13 protein-coding genes, 1 tRNA gene and 2 pseudogenes are annotated in these 16,351 nt (G+C 60.7%); 7 read left to right on the top strand and 9 right to left on the bottom strand.

Features of this window, described 5'->3' with window-relative positions:
• Positions 1–264 precede the first annotated feature (264 nt).
• The 3 genes and pseudogenes from tnpC to tnpA form a co-directional block, all read right to left on the bottom strand.
• Positions 265–1,479, bottom strand: a pseudogene (gene tnpC / locus ACR2TX_RS19980) (IS66 family transposase); the annotation flags it as partial.
• A 23-nt stretch (positions 1,480–1,502) separates the two neighbouring features.
• Positions 1,503–1,847 (bottom strand): IS66 family insertion sequence element accessory protein TnpB, encoded by a 345-nt coding sequence (tnpB, locus tag ACR2TX_RS19975; RefSeq protein ID WP_077732713.1) that lies wholly within the window; start codon positions 1,845–1,847, stop codon positions 1,503–1,505.
• A complete protein-coding gene (tnpA, locus tag ACR2TX_RS19970) occupies positions 1,844–2,242 on the bottom strand; it encodes an IS66-like element accessory protein TnpA (RefSeq protein ID WP_077732813.1) in 399 nt (132 codons plus the stop codon). Before tnpA ends, tnpB begins: the two co-directional genes overlap by 4 nt.
• Before the next feature lie 196 nt (positions 2,243–2,438).
• On the opposite strand from tnpA, the gene ACR2TX_RS19965 reads away from it, so the two are divergent.
• Entirely contained in the window at positions 2,439–3,287 is an 849-nt protein-coding gene (locus ACR2TX_RS19965; protein WP_077732180.1) for a class I SAM-dependent methyltransferase, read from the top strand.
• A gap of 193 nt (positions 3,288–3,480) precedes the next feature.
• On the opposite strand, the pseudogene ACR2TX_RS19960 reads toward ACR2TX_RS19965, so the two are convergent.
• Together ACR2TX_RS19960 and ACR2TX_RS19955 are read right to left on the bottom strand one after the other, a co-directional pair.
• Positions 3,481–4,092: pseudogene (locus ACR2TX_RS19960) on the bottom strand (ParA family protein); the annotation flags it as partial.
• Positions 4,093–4,188: 96 nt separating this feature from the next.
• Positions 4,189–4,264: transfer RNA gene (locus tag ACR2TX_RS19955), tRNA-Thr, on the bottom strand.
• Positions 4,265–4,547: 283 nt separating this feature from the next.
• Here ACR2TX_RS19955 and ACR2TX_RS19950 point away from each other — a divergent pair.
• Both ACR2TX_RS19950 and ACR2TX_RS19945 read left to right on the top strand, forming a co-directional pair.
• Positions 4,548–4,733 (top strand): hypothetical protein, encoded by a 186-nt coding sequence (locus ACR2TX_RS19950; RefSeq protein ID WP_139840956.1) that lies wholly within the window; start codon positions 4,548–4,550, stop codon positions 4,731–4,733.
• Positions 4,734–4,867: 134 nt separating this feature from the next.
• Positions 4,868–6,046, top strand: coding sequence for a glycoside hydrolase family 57 (locus ACR2TX_RS19945; protein WP_347258760.1), 1,179 nt, complete (start codon positions 4,868–4,870; stop codon positions 6,044–6,046).
• 173 nt (positions 6,047–6,219) lie between these two features.
• Here ACR2TX_RS19945 and ACR2TX_RS19940 read toward each other — a convergent pair whose 3' ends face one another.
• The 4 genes from ACR2TX_RS19940 to glyQ are packed head-to-tail and all read right to left on the bottom strand — an operon-like array spanning position 6,220 to position 10,536.
• Positions 6,220–6,972, bottom strand: coding sequence for a lysophospholipid acyltransferase family protein (locus tag ACR2TX_RS19940; RefSeq protein ID WP_434101677.1), 753 nt, complete (start codon positions 6,970–6,972; stop codon positions 6,220–6,222).
• A 7-nt stretch (positions 6,973–6,979) separates the two neighbouring features.
• Positions 6,980–7,522: a D-glycero-beta-D-manno-heptose 1,7-bisphosphate 7-phosphatase gene (gene gmhB, locus ACR2TX_RS19935; RefSeq protein ID WP_156881967.1), complete on the bottom strand. Its 543-nt coding sequence runs from the start codon at positions 7,520–7,522 to the stop codon at positions 6,980–6,982.
• Positions 7,523–7,535: 13 nt separating this feature from the next.
• Positions 7,536–9,611, bottom strand: a complete 2,076-nt coding sequence (gene glyS, locus ACR2TX_RS19930; RefSeq protein WP_434112968.1) for a glycine--tRNA ligase subunit beta — start codon at positions 9,609–9,611, stop codon at positions 7,536–7,538.
• The gene (gene glyQ, locus ACR2TX_RS19925) at positions 9,604–10,536 is read right to left on the bottom strand and encodes a glycine--tRNA ligase subunit alpha (protein ID WP_434112966.1); all 933 of its coding nucleotides are present in this window, start codon (positions 10,534–10,536) and stop codon (positions 9,604–9,606) included. Before glyQ ends, glyS begins: the two co-directional genes overlap by 8 nt.
• A 145-nt stretch (positions 10,537–10,681) precedes the next feature.
• On the opposite strand from glyQ, the gene ACR2TX_RS19920 reads away from it, so the two are divergent.
• The 4 genes from ACR2TX_RS19920 to ACR2TX_RS19905 all read left to right on the top strand — a co-directional run bounded on the left by ACR2TX_RS19920 (position 10,682) and on the right by ACR2TX_RS19905 (position 16,224).
• The gene (locus ACR2TX_RS19920; protein ID WP_077732723.1) at positions 10,682–11,056 is read left to right on the top strand and encodes a VOC family protein; all 375 of its coding nucleotides are present in this window, start codon (positions 10,682–10,684) and stop codon (positions 11,054–11,056) included.
• Between the two features lie 278 nt (positions 11,057–11,334).
• Positions 11,335–12,333 carry a UbiA family prenyltransferase gene (locus ACR2TX_RS19915; protein ID WP_434112964.1) on the top strand — a complete coding sequence of 333 codons (999 nt, stop codon included), beginning with the start codon at positions 11,335–11,337 and terminating at the stop codon, positions 12,331–12,333.
• A gap of 12 nt (positions 12,334–12,345) precedes the next feature.
• Positions 12,346–12,996, top strand: a complete 651-nt coding sequence (locus ACR2TX_RS19910; protein ID WP_077732726.1) for a hypothetical protein — start codon at positions 12,346–12,348, stop codon at positions 12,994–12,996.
• A gap of 465 nt (positions 12,997–13,461) precedes the next feature.
• Entirely contained in the window at positions 13,462–16,224 is a 2,763-nt protein-coding gene (locus tag ACR2TX_RS19905) for an endonuclease/exonuclease/phosphatase family protein (protein WP_434112962.1), read from the top strand.
• The last annotated feature ends 127 nt before the right edge of the window (positions 16,225–16,351 follow it).

Genomic DNA, 16,351 nt, shown 5'->3' with positions numbered 1-16,351 from the left:
CATTCCGCCAATAGCGCAGTTCCATTAACTCCGGACGACATCCTCTCCGGATCGTTCCAACTGGTGCTCTAGGCGGAATATAAACGAAACTTGGACAATCCGGGTACTCGCATCGGCCGGTCCGATGCCGTTTCCGCCGCGCCCTCCATAGTACCCTTTGCTGTTCCTTATGCTAGAACGCCTCTTCCCATGGCTTGGATAGGACCATGGCCGAATGAATGATCCCGACCATCGAATAGGTTTGCGGGAAATTGCCCCACATTTCGCCGGCCAGCGGGTCAGGGCATAGCGGATCGCCTCGGCTAGCGCCGACTTTTTCGAGACCTGTGTCAGCGTGGTGTGCAGCCAGGTCTGAAGCGCCGCGAGGAGCGGACCCGCGCGGGCTTGCCGCGCTGCGGCACGGGCCTCCGGCGGCTGGCCCCGGATCTCGGCTTCGATCGTATAGAGCGCGCCGATACGCTGGAGCACCTCGGCCGCCAAGGGACTCCTGTGGGCCTTGTGGAGCTCGTAGAACTTGCGCCGGACGTGCGCCCAACAGGCCACTTCCTGCACGCGACCGGTGTCGTACAGCCCGTTGAATCCCGCATAGCCATCCGCCTGCAGGGCGCCTTCGAAGTCCTTGAGATGCGTCCTGGGATGCTGGCCTTGGCGGTCCGGCGCGTAGGCGAACCACACCGCGGGCGGCGTGAGATCACCGGCCGGGCGGTCGTCCCGGACATAGGTCCACAGCCGACCGGTCTTCGTGCGCCCCTGACCGGGCGCGAGCACCGGGACCGGGGTATCGTCGGCATGGAGTTTGTCGCCGGCGAGCACATGCCGGCGGATTGCCGCGACCAAAGGCCGGAGGAGGCCCGCGGCTTCCCCGACCCAATCGGTCAAGGTGGAGCGGGACAGAGCCACGCCTTCGCGGGCGTAAATGACCGACTGGCGGTACAGCGGCAGATGATCGCCGTATTTCGAGACGAGCACATGGGCCAGCAGTCCCGGACCCGCGAGCCCCTGGGCGATGGGCCGGCTCGGCGCCGACGCCTGGACGATGCGGTCGCAGCGGGCGCAGGCACACTTGGGGCGGACGTGGCGGATCACCCGGAAGCGGGCCGGGACGTACTCCAGGATTTCGGCGACCTCCTCGCCCAAGGGCTTCAAGGGACCGCCACAGTCGGGGCACTCGGCCAAGCCGGGGGCATGGACCTGAGTTTCGCGGGGCAGATGATCGGGCAGTGACCGGGGCGTTCTTACCCGGCGCTCGGCTGCGCGCGGTTCGACGATCGCCGCGAGTTCCGCATCGCCCGTTTCGAGTTCCTCCAGCTGAAGTTCCAATTGATCGAGGAGCCCGGCCATTTTTTCGGAGCGGCGCCCGAACTGTTGGCGGCGGAGCTTGGCGACGAGGAGTTTCAGGTGGGCGATTTCGACGCGCTGGGCTTCAATCAGCGTCTTGAGGGCGGGAATCTCATCGGGAAGCACGTCGGGGTTGGTCATGCCCCGATTATACCCGCCCTCCGTCAGGCGGCGTGAGAAGGCGCGGTGCGGATCGGGCGGCGCCAGTCGATGCCTTCCAGCAGCATCGACAACTGGGCGGGGGTGAGGGATACCGTGCCGCCCGTCGCCTGCGGCCAGACGAAGCGGCCCCGCTCCAGCCGCTTGGCGAACAGGCAGAGCCCATCGCCGTCCCACCAGAGTAGTTTGATCCGGTCGCCGCGTCGCCCGCGAAAGGCAAAAATGTGTCCGGAGAAGGGCTCGGCTTGGAGCTGGGTCTGGACCAGGGCGGCCAAGCCATCGAAGCCGCGGCGCAGATCGGTCACCCCGGCAGCGATCCAGATGCGGGTGCCGGACGGAGGCGCGATCATGGGCCCTTGAGACTCGCGAGGACGGTGCGCAAGGTCGCCGCATCGACGGAACCTTTCACCTGAACCCGCGTACCCCCGAGTTCGATGGTGATGGTGCCCGGCGGAGCGGATACCGTGGCTTCACGCGCTGGCGCGGCCAATGCGGGCGTCATCGCCACCGGTAATAAGGTCGGCCCCGGCGGACCGGCCGGGGCGTTCCGGTCCTTAAGGTAGTGTCGGCGCCATTTGAACAGTTGATTGGCGTTGATCCGATGCGCCAGCGCAATCCCCGCGACCGAGGCGCCCGGCTGTAGGGTCCGCTCCACCAGTTCGCGCTTGAACTCAGGCGCAAACCGCCGCCGGCCCAAGGTATCCATCGCCACCACGCCCGTTGTGAAGTCAGCATCGTGAGTCATCAGTGCGTCCACCTCAAGAGTGCGCGGACACCCCATGCGTCCGCTCGCACCAGTGTCGCCTGAGTCTCTCAACCCGTCGAGACGGTGCTCGGCGGACGCTTACGGACATGTAGTACTATCAGTATTCGCTTATCTACTGAGATGGGCGATTGAACTCGCTTTTTGTCCTTTCGTTGTATTTTCTAGAGAGTGATCTATGGCAGGTTATGAAGGTGATGTCGTCACCCCTTACGATCAGGATCTCGGACCCGTGCTTTTCGAGCACTATGGAGCCGACACCGCACGACGCGTAGCGGAAAGATCAGTCCGTGACGTGCTCGAAATCGCCGCGGGCACGGGAATCGTGACCCGGCACTTGTGTAATGAGCTTGCCAAGGACGTGCGATTGACCGCGATCGATATCAGCGATTCCATGATGGAGGCCGCCCGCAAAAAGTTTCTCCCTCACGAGCAGGTCGCGTTCCAAGTCGCGGATGCCACGGCGCTGCCGTTCGACGATGAGGCGTTCGATGCGGTGGTCTGCCAGTTTGGGGTCATGTTCTTCGATAAAGAGGCGGGGTTTCGCGAGGCATACCGGACATTGAGGCGCGGAGGGCGGTACTTGCTCCGCGTCTGGGACTCGGAGCATTACAATCCATTCGCCAGCTTGAGCTTTGAGGTGCTGAAACAATTCTTTCCGTCGGATACACCTCGTTTCCTCTTCGATCCCGTTGCCTGCCATCAAATCGATCCGATCAAAGAAAAGCTGATTCGCGCCGGCTTTGATCGAATCGTCATCTCGGTCGAGCGAAAGGAACACGATATTCTGGACGTGGCGGCGTTCGCGCGGGCACTTGTGTTCACTCCGGTTATCACAGAAATACGAGATCGCGGCGGTGTCGATCCCGAGGAGATCTCCGAGGCGTTGACGGAGGCGCTGATAAAAGAATATGGCTCAAATCCCACGCGCTATCCGATGCAAGCCATACTGTTCGAAGCGGAAAAGCCGATTGCATCGCCATTTTTGCGAAACCTTTTGGGACATCCAAGTCACCAAAAGGAGTAAAAAAATTGGCGACGAGTATTGCCTTCGGCGGCCCGCGTTCGACCGGTCCCGACCCAATAGTGGGATCGGGACCTGGATCCACAATGACTTGACACGGTGTCGGTTGCCTTATGTTTGATCTCCACCTGCGCTAGCCGCGCAGACTCCGATCAAACATCCGACCCTACGGCTACGCGGAGGCAGGGATCAGCGGTTCGAGCCCGAGGGCGGCGGCGAAACGCCGGGCATCGCGCGAGCGGTCCAGGCGGTAGATGATGCCGCGCAAGGGACCGATGGGGGCGCCGAGAAACGCCATGGGCCGTAGCCGTTCCAGCATGGTGACGGTGCCGCGGACGAACTCGCGGGCCGAGAGGATTTCCGGCGGAATGGGGGAGAGGAGGATATCGGCGGCGGCGACCGCGGCGTCCTGGAGAGGACCGACCGCGCCCTGGGTGTCGATCAGGATGATATCGTACTGGGCAAAGGGGGGACGGCCGAGGAGGTGCTTGAGACGCACCCGCCCGTCGACGGCGTCGCGGATCCAGTCGCGGAGCTTGCCGTCCGGATCGTCGGAATAGACGAGATCGAGCCGCTCGAGGGTGGTCTGGCTGATCACGTCCGCGGTGGCCGCCTCGACCATCAGCCGGGTGAGACCGCCCGGGGCGCGGTGTCGGAGCGGAAAAAAGCTGGAGAGGGTGGGTTGGGGATCGGCGTCGACGAGGAGGGCGGTCTGGCCGAGATCGGCGAGATAGGCGCCGAGATTGGCGGTCAGCGTGGTCTTGTCGACGCCGCCCTTGGTGCTGGTGATGGTGATACAGATGGCCATGGCGCCCTTCTCCGGCATGTTACCCGGGGATGGAGTCCCGGGGGACGATGATGAACCGAAGGAAGTGAAAACAGAGCGCCAGCGCCTAAAAGGCGTTGGAGCCGGTGATAGGATTTGAACCTACGACCCGCACATTACGAATGTGCTGCTCTACCGACTGAGCTACACCGGCGATGAGAGCTGCCCATTATAAGAAAATTTGATGCGCTTACACAAGGCATCGAAGTAACCATGTGCGCATTGGCGCCTCGTGAGCGACGGCGTTAGGATATGAGGAACCTTTTATTTGATCGGGAGGAATTATGAACAAGGAACAGTTCTTGACATTCGCTTCATCGCTCCTACTTATGTGTTCGACGGGACAGGGCACCGCGGCTTACGCGGCCAACGTTTCAAGTTCAACCGTGTCCAGTTCGGTCTCCTCCGTTTCGCTCGGAGGCTCCCACGCGCAGGCCGTGATTAGCGGTCAACAGGGGATCATCTCGATTAACGGCGATCGCGTGGAGGTCAAGGACGGCAGACTGACGTGGAACGGCGTGTCCTACGGCACCGTAGGGAAGAATTCGGTCGTGAAATACATCGCCAACGGCTCCGTCAAGAAGCTGTTCGTCGATGGAGTGGAAAGATCGGCCGATCCTTGAACGCAGCGCTTTAATCCCACTTCGCCCGCCATTCTGAAGCGAAACTCGCCCACGCCCGCGTGTCCCAAACGGACTCGCCAGAAGGCATAATAAGCCTCACGAGTTCGTGATCGAGTTGAACACATCGAGGGATTATGTCTGCCATTCATCACGCCCTGGTATTGAACCTGCATCAGCCGCCCGGCAATCTGGACCATCTCCTTTCCGAACAGCCCTGGGAGGCTCGGGAAATTCTTTATGCCTACGATCGGATTCCGAGATTCCTATGGGATTACGACGACATCGCGCGGGTCCATCTGTCGCTTTCCGGGACGCTCCTCGAAACCTTGTCGAATCCGGAATTCCAGAGCCGCGTTTACGGCATCGTCGATTGCGGGTCGCTGATTTGGCACCTCCAGAACGAGCGGATCATCGACATCCTCGGTACGGGCTATTACCACCCGGTGTTGCCGCTCATCCCCGAGGCGGATCGCGACGAACATCTGGCACGCTGGCAGGCCATTGCCGGCCATCTGTTTTGGCGGAATTCGTTCCAAGGGTTTTGGCCTCCCGAGATGGGATTTTCCATGGAGCTGATTCCGCTGCTCAAGAAATTTGGCTATCGCTATGTAATCGTCGACAGCGAGCACGTGGAGCCGGTGACGCCCATGCAATGGCACGAACTCCGGTATCGGCCCCATATTGCTCGCCATAACGGGTCGGAAATCATCGTCATCGTACGCGACCGGGAGCTTTCGGACGCTCAGGAATCGGGCATGGACTACGTTTGGTTCGCGAAAGAACTGGCTCAGCGAACGCAATGCTGCGATTTCGAACCGCTGGTCACGACCTGCACGGACGGCGAGAACGGGGGTTGGTTCCGGAACACGACCAACGAGGTGAATTTTTGGGGTGCGTTTTACCGGGAATTGTTGGATGAAGCCCGCAAGAAAAGTTTAATTCAACCGGCTTTTATCAAGGATTATTTGGACCGATTCGGCGCGTACGGTGAAGTTACGGTAAGAACCGGAGCCTGGAATACCGGTTGGCATCACGGACGGGATTTTCTGCAATGGACCGGTTCGCAAACGCAAAAAGATTCTCTGGCGCGATTGCAGGCCGTAAGCATGGCGGTACACCAAGCCCGAAATGCCGCTGTAGCCAAGGATTTGACAGAAGAGGAGCAGGGTGAACTGAACGAAGCCTTCTGGCGGCTATTGCGTGCCGAAACGAGCTGCAACTTCTATTGGGGCGAAGACTGGGTGCACCGCTGTCATAACGACCTGGATGAAGCCGAGGCTTGTTTGCAGCGCTACAGAGCACGCGGTTCCTAGCACGCGAGAACCCGGAACGGCTGCCTTCCCTTTGTCCAAGCCCAGTTGTAGGTCGGCAATCCTTTGCCGACAAAGCCCTAACGCGACCGTTTGCCATCGGAGAGACTGGACAGACCGCATTCGTCGGCAAGGGATTTCCGACCTATCAATTCAGCCCGGAAGCCGAAACGGGACTACTGCGATACCGTCGGCGCGCCGCTCGGTGGAAACGTCCCCGCGTACGGGCCGAAGCCGCTGATTTCGGCCATTCGGCTTTCGATCCACTGTTCCGCTTGATGATTGATTTCGCTGGAGCTCAGCGTGGTCGCATCGATCGGCGGTCCGATGCGCACCTGGATAACACCGGGAAATTTGAGAAAAGCCCGCCGTGTCCAGTATTCGCCGGCATTGTGGGCGACGGGGACTACCGGACAGCCGACGCGATGAGCGAGTATTCCGCCGCTAGTCCCGTAGCGTCCTTTCTGTCCGGGCGCGACCCTAGTTCCCTCGGGGAAAATGACGACCCAGCGCCCGTCTTTCAGTCGTTTTTCGCCGTCCCTCAGGATCTGCTTCATGGCGGCGGATTTCGCCTGCCGGTTGATGGCGATCGGTTCCAAGGTAGCCATGGCCCAACCCCATACCGGGATGCGCAGCAATTCGCGCTTCAGAATGAACACCAGGGGCGGGAATATGGCTTGCAAAGCCAGAGTTTCCCAGGCGGATTGATGTTTGCAGAGTATGATGCCGCTTCGCTCCGGGATGTTCTCGAGCCCGCGCACCTCATACTTCAAGCCGCAAACGGTTTCCAACATCCATAAGTTGAACCGTACCCATAGGCCGGCGATGGCATAGCGGGTTTCGAACCGGAGCGGATAGGCCGTCAGCAGCACCGGCCCCAGCAGGAGGGTAGACAAGACCTGGCCGATGAAATAGAGAGTCGAACGCAAACAAACGCTAATCAGCGTTAAAAAGGATATATTGGGCCGCTGCATAGAGATTTGGAAAAATAGGAAGGTCGAGATCCGGATGGCGGGCCAAAGTCCGCATGCCTTTGCCCGTTTCAACCAGGATGGGTTGCGCCCCGGCCGCCTGTGCGGCCTGAACGTCCCGGAAGGAATCGCCCACCGCGGGTACGGACCTCAGATCGACCTGATATTTTTCGGCAAAGGCGCGGAACAAGCCCGGCTCGGGCTTCCGGCAGCCGCAGCCGTCTTCCGGGCCGTGCGGGCAGAAGAAAATCTCCTCGATCCGTCCTCCGGCAGACTCGACGGCATCGCGCATCTTTTGATGGATACCTTCCAGCGTAGCCAGATTGAACAATCCGCGGGCGATGCCGGATTGATTCGTCAGGATGACGACGCGAAAGCCGCCGCGGGTCAGAAGCGAGATCGCTTCGAGGCTGCCGGGAATGGGCACCCATTCGTCGGGCGACTTGATATAGGCGTAGGAGTCCTCGTTGACGACGCCGTCGCGGTCCAGAATGACGAATTTCGACATGCCGCGGGACCGCTTATCCCTGAAGCTTCGAGATGTCGGCGATGTTGAGGAACAGTCCTTCGACGATCGCCAAGAGGCCCAGCCGGTTGCGGCGAAGCTCGGCATCCTCGGTCATCACCATGACGCTGTCGAAGAAGGCGTCCACCGTTTCCCGGAGCTGCGCCAGACGGCACAAGGCCGCCGTATAGTCCCGTTCGTGCAGCAGCGGAAGAATGTCTTCCTTGGCTTGCCGCGCGGCCTCCAACAGATGTTTCTCTTCCGTTTCCGTCAGCACGTGATCGTCGACATTGGCGACGACTTCCTCTTCCGCCTTGCGCAGGATATTGCGTATCCGCTTGTTGGCCGCGGAAAGGCTCTCGGCCTCGGCCAGGCGGCGGAATTCGCGAACGGCTTTCAGGCGCCGGTCAAAGTCCGGCAGGCGGCCGGGCCTGACCGCCAGAACGGCCTCGAACTCGTCGTGGCGGACGCCGCGCTCCAGGCAGTAACCGCGGAGCCGTTCGAGGATGAAGTCGTAAACGTTCGCATGTACCGTTTCGGCGTCGAACGGATGGGGGAACTGCGCCAGGGCTGAATCCAGGAGCTCCGGAAGATCCAGATCCAATTCCCCCTCGAGCAGGATGCGGATGGCGCCCAAGGCGGCGCGGCGCAAAGCGTAGGGGTCTTTGTCGCCGGTCGGTATCAGGCCGGCGCTGAAGATGCCGGTCAAGGTGTCGATCTTTTCGGCCAGAGCCAGCATCAGGCCGGTGCCCGTTCGCGGCACGGGACCGCCCGACACCTTCGGCAGATATTGTTCCTCGATGGCGGCGGCGATCTCCTCCGGCTCACCCTCCGCCAGGGCATAGTAGCGGCCCATGGTGCCCTGCAGCTCGGGAAACTCGCCGACCATCAGGCTCAGCAGATCGGCTTTGGCGAGAAGAGACGCGCGTTCGACCCAGGCGCTTTCCGTGTTCAGACGCTCGGCGATGATCACGGCCAGGCGCTTGACCCGCTCGGTCTTGTCGAGCAGCGACCCCAGGGTCTTTTGGAAGGTGATCTGCGCCAGGTCGGGCACCCGGCTTTCGAGGGTTTGCTTGCGATCCTGGTTCCAGAAGAATTCGGCGTCCGATAGGCGAGGGCGCACGACTCTTTCGTTTCCGGCGCGTACGGTGTCCGGGGAGCGGCTGTCCAGATTGCTGAAGGTGATGAAGTAGGGCAGCAGACCGCCTTCTTTATCCTTCACCGGAAAATACTTCTGATTCGCCTGCATGGTGGTGATCAGCACTTCCGGTGGAAGGGACAGGTAGCGGGCATCGAACCCGCCCAGAATTGGTACCGGCCATTCGACCAGGGATGCGACTTCGTCCAGCAGATCGGCCTCGATGTGCGCGCAACCGTTGACCGTGACCGCGGTGGTTTTGGCCGACTCGCGGATCTTGGCCTTGCGGGTCTCGAAGTCGGCGATGACGAAGCCTTCTTCGAGCAGCTTTTCGGCGTATTCGCCGGGCTCGTTCAGAACCAGGCCGTCGGGATGGTGGAAGCGGTGGCCGTAAGTCACGCGGCCCGCGGGTACGCTCAGGATTTCGGCCTCGATCACTTCGCTGCCGAACAGCAGCACGATCCAATGTACCGGGCGCACGAATTCGGCGGTTCCGGCCCCCCAGCGCATGCGTTTCGCGATGGGCAAGGCGGCCAGCGACTGGCGCAGAATATCAGGGATCAAATCCTCGGTTCGGCCGCCCTTTACCTCCTGGCGGAACCCGATCCACGCGCCCTTATCGGTTTCGATGGTGGTGAGCTGTTCGAGCGTGGCGCCGCAGCTCTTCATGAAGCCTTCCAGAGCCTTGGAGGGCGAACCGTCCGGCTGATAGGCGGCATTGAGCGCAGGGCCCCGCCTTTCGACGGTCTGGTCGGGTTGGGCGGTCGCCAAGCCTTTCACCCGTACCGCAAGCCGCCGCGGCCCCGCATAGGGTACGACGTCATCGAAGTTCAGCGCGGCTCTGGCGAGACCGCTCTCGACGTTGCCTTTCAGTGCCAGGCTTAGCGTAAGCAGGGACTTGGGCGGCAATTCCTCGGTGCCCAGTTCGAACAGAAGATCGCGGGTTTCACTCATCGCCGGCACTCCTCGGGGTCAGCAGCGGAAAACCGAGCTTTTCGCGGCGCTGGTAGTAGGCTTCCGCGACGGATTTGGCCAAGTCGCGGACACGGAGGATATAGCGCTGGCGCTCGGTGACCGATATGGCTCGGCGCGCGTCCAGCAAATTGAAGGAGTGCGAAGCTTTCAACACCATTTCGTAGGCGGGTAAGGGTAAATCCTGCGCGATCAGTTTCTGGCACTCGCGCTCGTAAGTATCGAAGCAGCCGAACAGGAACTCGGTGTCGGCGTGCTCGAAATTGAAAGACGACATTTCCACCTCGTTCTGGTGGTAGACGTCGCCGTAGGTAACCGGCCCATTCGGTCCGCGCGTCCAGACCAGATCGAACACGCTTTCGACCCCTTGCAGGTACATGGCGATGCGTTCCAATCCGTAGGTGATTTCGCCGCTGACCGGGCGGCAGTCCAGCCCCCCCACTTGCTGGAAATACGTGAACTGCGTGACCTCCATGCCGTTCAGCCAGACCTCCCAACCCAGGCCCCAGGCGCCCAGGGTCGGCGATTCCCAATTGTCCTCGACGAAGCGGACGTCGTGCTCTAGCAGATCGAAGCCGAGAAAGCGGAGGGACCCCAGATACAGCTCCTGGATATCGGGCGGATTCGGTTTGAGAATGACCTGAAACTGGTAATAATGCTGGAGCCGGTTGGGGTTCTCGCCGTAGCGGCCGTCGGTGGGCCGGCGGGAGGGTTGCACGTAGGCGGTGTTCCAGGGCTCCGGGCCTATGGCCCGAAGGAATGTCGCGGGGTGGAAAGTGCCTGCCCCTACCTCCATGTCCAGAGGCTGCATGATGACGCAGCCCTGTGCCGCCCAGTACTCCTGCAGCGCCAGAATCAGTCCCTGAAAAGTGGAAACGTCGCGTTTAGCTATGGTTTGACTGGCCACAACGGTTTCGGATGGTTGATCAAAGTCGTCGATTATATCCCGAAATGACGATAGCACCGATCATTGCGGTAACGGATTGTGCGGCCGGGATGTCGGCGACAAAATACCCCGTCTTGAGAATTCGCGAACTTAGTTTAGAGGGCCTATGAAAGTCATCGGTTTTAATCACGCCTCATTGATTGTCAGCGATTTGGATGCCTCGCGGCGGTTCTACGAGGGCGTTCTCGGATTGACGCCCAGCGACAAGCGTCCGCGTATGCCCTTCGACGGGGTTTGGTACGAGATCGGCGCGCAGCAGATCCATTTGCTTCAGGTACCGAATCCCGATGCAGCGGCAGAGCGTCCGGAACACGGCGGACTCGACCGCCACGTGGCTTTGAACGTCGCGGACCTGGCGGCGATCAAACGCGACCTCGAACAAGCAGGGGTGAGCTATAGCGTGAGTAAATCCGGCCGCCCGGCGCTGTTTTGCCGGGATCCGGACAACAATACCTTCGAGCTCATCGAACTACCGGTCTAGATTTCTTATCCCGAGCCGCCAAGAAGGGAGATCGATCTCTTCGGGCGGCTGTCGTTGTCGGGCGCAAGGGTTTGCGCCCAGCGCCCTCCGCCCGAAATAAGTCCGAAACGATCGAGTTACGAACGAAACAAATCTCCCATTTCGGGAAATCCTTCAGAAACGTTCCTCCCCTGAAATAGCGTCGCGTTGCGGGACGCGAGAGCCACCGATCAGCCCGCGACGAACTGACCATCAACCGGGCCGTGCCGAAACGCCGGCTCAAACCGAGGAGGAATTCCATGAACAAGCTCGTCCCGATTTTCGATCTCAGCAGCGTATTTTCGGTACCCGGCCGGGTGTCCGGGGAATATTGGCTGCGTTCAAACATGGCCCGCCTGAGCCGGCTCATGTCTTACGGAGTCGAATGCATGGCGCGTTTGGGACTGGTATTGCCCGCCGGTGCCGCCAGCGCGGTTTCGGTGGTTGCGCTGGCCGGGACCGGGCGGATTTCGACTGCGTTGGCCGCAGCCGTATTTCTGCTGGTCTACGCCAGCTATCTGATCGACCATCTGGCGGATGTCGACCGTTTCGATGATGAACAAGCTTCGAAACGCAGTCTGGCCTTGGGGCGTCGGAAACGATTCTTTTCAGTGCTCGGTGCCGCCGCGCTCGCGGCGGCCGTGACGATTACCGGAATAGCGAGCAGTCCGGCTGCGATGCTGTTGCTCGTCTCGTTCCCTATCGCGGTGATTCTTTACGGAACGCCATGGTTCGGCAGTCTCACCCGCGGACTCTTCCGCTATCGGCGGCTCAAGGACATTCCGGGGTTCAAGGCGTTTTACACGGCCTTTTTCTGGGGCTTGCTAATGGTCTACGCGGACCGTTTCGTCGGCGGAAATCAGCCGTCCCTGGTCCCGTTCTTTTTCGGTTACACGTTTTTGTCGTTCTTGTTGAATACCGTCTATTGCGATTTCAAGGATCTGGAGCGCGACCGCTTCGATGGCGTGGTCACGCTGCCGCTGATGCTCGGCATTCCGAATACCTTGCGGCTGCTCCACATCGTGAATGCCGCGGCTCTCGCTTGGCTGATCGCTTTCGTGGCCGCCGGTTGGATTCCGGTGTGGACGACCGGGTTGGCGCTGGTGCACGGATACGTATCGGCCATTCTTCGCCACGGTGCGAGGGTGATGGCGAGGGGCGGTCTCCCCGGCGATGCCGCCATCGATGCCGAATTCGCGCTATGGCTGCCCTGCGCCTTGCTCGGGTCCTGGATGACGGCGTTCCTCGGCTTGGCTTAAAGGAGGAAAATCATGAGTCCGACGGAACAGCTCGTCTACAACGTTTCCTCGATCGCCTGTCTGGGTTTGTGGGGCGTCGCTTATCTGCTCATCATCCGCCGCGCGTTCAAGGACCGCGCCTACGGCATGCCGTTGCTGCCGCTTTGCACCAATCTCTCCTACGAATTCATCTTCGCCTTTCTTCTGCCCGATGATCCGCCGCTGAACTACGCCAACGGCATCTGGTTTCTAATCGATCTGGTGATTGCTTACCAGTACTTGCGATTCGGCCGAAAGGAGTTTCCGTCCGCGTTGCCGCAACGTTGGTTCCTGCCGGCGTTCGGTCTGGCGCTGGTCACCGCATTCGCGGGCATCCTGGCCATCACTTTCGAATTTCAGGATTGGCACGGCAATTACACCGGATGGGGGGATCAGCTGCTGATCTCGGTTTCTTTTCCGTACCTGCTGGTGCGCAGGCAAAGCGTCAAAGGGCAGTCGGTCTATATCGCGTTGTCGCGAATGATCGGCAGCATCGCGCTGATTCCGGCCCAGTACGTACTGACGCCCGACTCCCTGTTCCTGGCCTACGTCTACATCGCCTTCATTGTTTTCGATCTCCTCTACATCGCCCTTTATCTGCGCCGGTGCCGTTCGGACGGAATCAATCCGTGGCGGCGTCTTTGAGCATAGAAGCGCGAGCAGAGCCGTGGAGTCCAGGGCGATTCTCGGATTGATTCGCGGAATGCGGGAGCGGGTTTTAGAGCACTTTCCGGTTTGGCGCAGAAGTAGGTCGGCGGGGGCATTGTCGGCAAAGGATTGCCGACCTACGAATTTCCCGATTCTCACCGCAAAACCGCGGTAAAAAACGTTCTAGCCCGTACCTAATACTGAGGCCGTTTGCAATCAATCCTTGCGTGCGAATGGAAACGCTTTAGTCTCGCGACGGGCGTCCTTGAGTACGTTGACTGAGCCTGTGGGAAATCGCCGATTTCCAATTCGCCGGGGCTTCGGCGGTTACCCTGACGGGCGAAACAATTGAAACAAATCTCCGCTCCGCCGGAAATATTCGAGATACACGGCCCATTGAAACTGGTTCCCGACCTCGGCGCCTTCGCCGGGGAATTCGACAATCGAAGAGGAGAACCAACCATGAAACCAATCAAATCGCCCTTGCGAGCTATCTGGCGGGCGCTGGTCGCCGCAGTGCTCTGCTCGGGGCAAGCTGTGCTTGCCGACAGTCCCAATAAGCCGAGCCCGGTGGACCAACCGCCGGCCATCAAACTACCGGCGGTCGCGGACCATCCCGAAGTGATCCGGGCCTTGCACTGGAACGTCTGGATGTACCCCGACATCGTCCATCCCGACGCGGCAGGTCTGGACAACGACCACCGGGTACCCCACATCGTCGGGCGCCTGAACAAGCAGAAATACGACATCGTATCGATCAACGAGCTGTTTTCCGGATCGCCGGACCAGAAAGGCCAGTACGACGAGTTCATTTACCTCATGACCGGTATCGATACGGGGGTCTCGGACATAGGCAACACCAATATTTCCTATTCCTACCTGCCCCATGGAGCGCCGCCGGCCCAGTATCCTTACTACGTCTGGTCGCCCGGCTTCCATATGACCACCGTCGGCGACGCCGGCCTGGGCCTGTTCACCCAGTTCCCGCCAGCGCCCCGCAATGATCTCGAGCCCGCCTTCATGGCGCTGCCCGGACAACCCTACCCTCAAGGGATCAGTGTGGACTATTACTGCCTGAATTCGGAGGGCGCGGAAAAACTTGCAAGCTTTCAATTCCTTGCGGGCGGGCCGGCGAGCCCCTTTCCGTGGGTGAAAAGCAAACCTTGGTACAAAACCAATATGAACCAGGCTCCCGGCTGCGCGGCGGCCTATACCTGGTACACGGAAGCGGAGGGAGCGGACGCGGGTGCGGTCAAGGGCATTCTCTGGACTCGAGTGGAGAACACCAAGACCGGCCGTCCCTTGAACATTTTCGTGACCCATACCCAGGCCGATTATCCGGAGGCCAATCCGCCGGAGGAGTATTCCGCGGTCCGCGCCACCCAGTTGCAGCATCTGCGCAGCTTCATCAACTCCATGGCTTCCGCGGACGAGGACGTCATGGTGATGGGCGATCTCAACGTTCTGGGCGACGGCAAGAAGTTCATCGGCGTCAACCCGTCGCAGAACCAGTACGAGTACAAGGATTGGATCACCGACATCTTCGTGGCCCAGGACGGGTTCGAGGACGTCTATCGCGGCCAGATGAAAACCACAGACAACGACGGCGGATTCACCCGGCACCCCATCTGGAACAGCCACGACGCGGCGGACCCGTATCCCCAGCGGCTGGATTACATTCTGTCCCGCTGGAAAAGCGACTGGAACCGGAACGGCTACTGCATGCAGCATGCCCGCGCGCGCCGCGATTTCAACCTCTATTTGGGAGGACCCAATCCGGCCACCGATGCTTCGGACCACTTCCCGGTGGAAATGGCGGTCAGCTTCGACTCCGGCTATTGCGCCCCGCGCAAGGCGCTGGATGCGGGGAACTCGGCCAATCTCAACACCACCAGAGTGCTGACCTTCGACAATCCGGGCGCGGTGCAATGGATACGCGTGCCGGCGGACACCGATCTGGCCATCACCGCCGAAAAACTGACCCATGTGGACGGCAGCAAGTATGAGCTGGATGTCACGGCCTTCCTGTCCACCGATCTGTCGATGCCGGTGGAAACCTTCAACAAGCGGTACCGGCTGGGCTTCGGCAAGCGCGATTTGAAAAAGTCCGTCAAGGTCTCGTTCCCGGTTCCGGCCTATTTGCGGATCACGCCGGCGAGTTACGGCGCCATCGGCACGGCCGAAATCATGATCACCAGGATGGACGGCCTCACGCCGGACACGGCGCTCCTGATCGGCGCGGGCGGCTTCCTGGACGTGGACAAATCCCATGCGCGCTATGGCGAGAACTGGTCCAAGTCCTGGTCCGAACCGACCGACATGCCCGGCACCAGCCTGAACGGGACCCCCGGCCAGAAGGTCAAGTGGTTCGAGTTCAACAATCAGCCCGGCGAGGACGGCAAGGGCAGTTGCTTTGCCTTGCGCATCCTCCAGGGCGGGATTCAGCCGCCGGCGGCATCCGGCAACAGTTCGTTCCGTATCCGCGTGCAGCAGGGCGATGCGGTTTACCAGAACTGGGGAAACTATGTACCGACCAATGCCGGCAGCAGCGCCAAACCCTTCCAGGCGGTGTTCGATTGCGGCGCAAATCCCGGCTTGGCCGTGCCCACCGGAGCGGAAATCAAGCTCGGAATCGAACGCTCGGACAATGCCAACACCGAAACCCTCCGCCTGGCCCTGACCCCGGACGTCCGCTCCTACCGCTTCATCAAGGTGGGGATCGCCCAGCAGGGCGACTGGGGCGCCACCTCGGGCGGCGATGAAGTCGTCGGCGGGTTCGGCCTGGACGACATCGTCGGCTGGTACGTCAAGACCATCGACCGCCACACCGATGTTTCCGGCTGGCATTACCATTTCCCGGTCTGGGGCCAGGGTTCCGCCGGCCTGGTCGACAAGGCGTATTTCCGCACGCACATCGGCTGGGAACTGGGCGAGGAGTCCTGCGATTGCGACGCCGATACCTGGAACCCGAACGAAATCGAATGGTTCAGGGTTTACCAGAACGGCAATCACTTCGGCCGTTCACTGGACTTCCACTCGGTACCCTGGGGCGTCCAGGTGAAATCCGGCAATACCAAGGTGGAAACCCTGGAGTTCAAGCGTCTCTCGGCGTCCAAGGCCTATCGGACCGGATTCTGGGATCCGGACGGCCCGGATGAAGGCGAATACTATCTCAACGTGGAGCTGGGCATGCCGAACGGCTTGCCGGCGGTACCGAACGAGTAATCCATCCCTCACAACCCCATAGAGGGCGGCCGACGGCCGCCCTCTGTTTTGAGCGAGCCTCCGATTTGCGTGATTTGCTGGTTCTCGGCGGTGTTCCCGGCCGAAACAATTGAAATAATTCTCCCGG

Source organism: Methylocaldum sp. GT1BB (assembly GCF_051027545.1).
Lineage (GTDB): Bacteria > Pseudomonadota > Gammaproteobacteria > Methylococcales > Methylococcaceae > Methylocaldum.
Note: the sequence above shows the minus strand (reverse complement) of the source record. Positions and strands in the feature narration are given on the sequence as shown.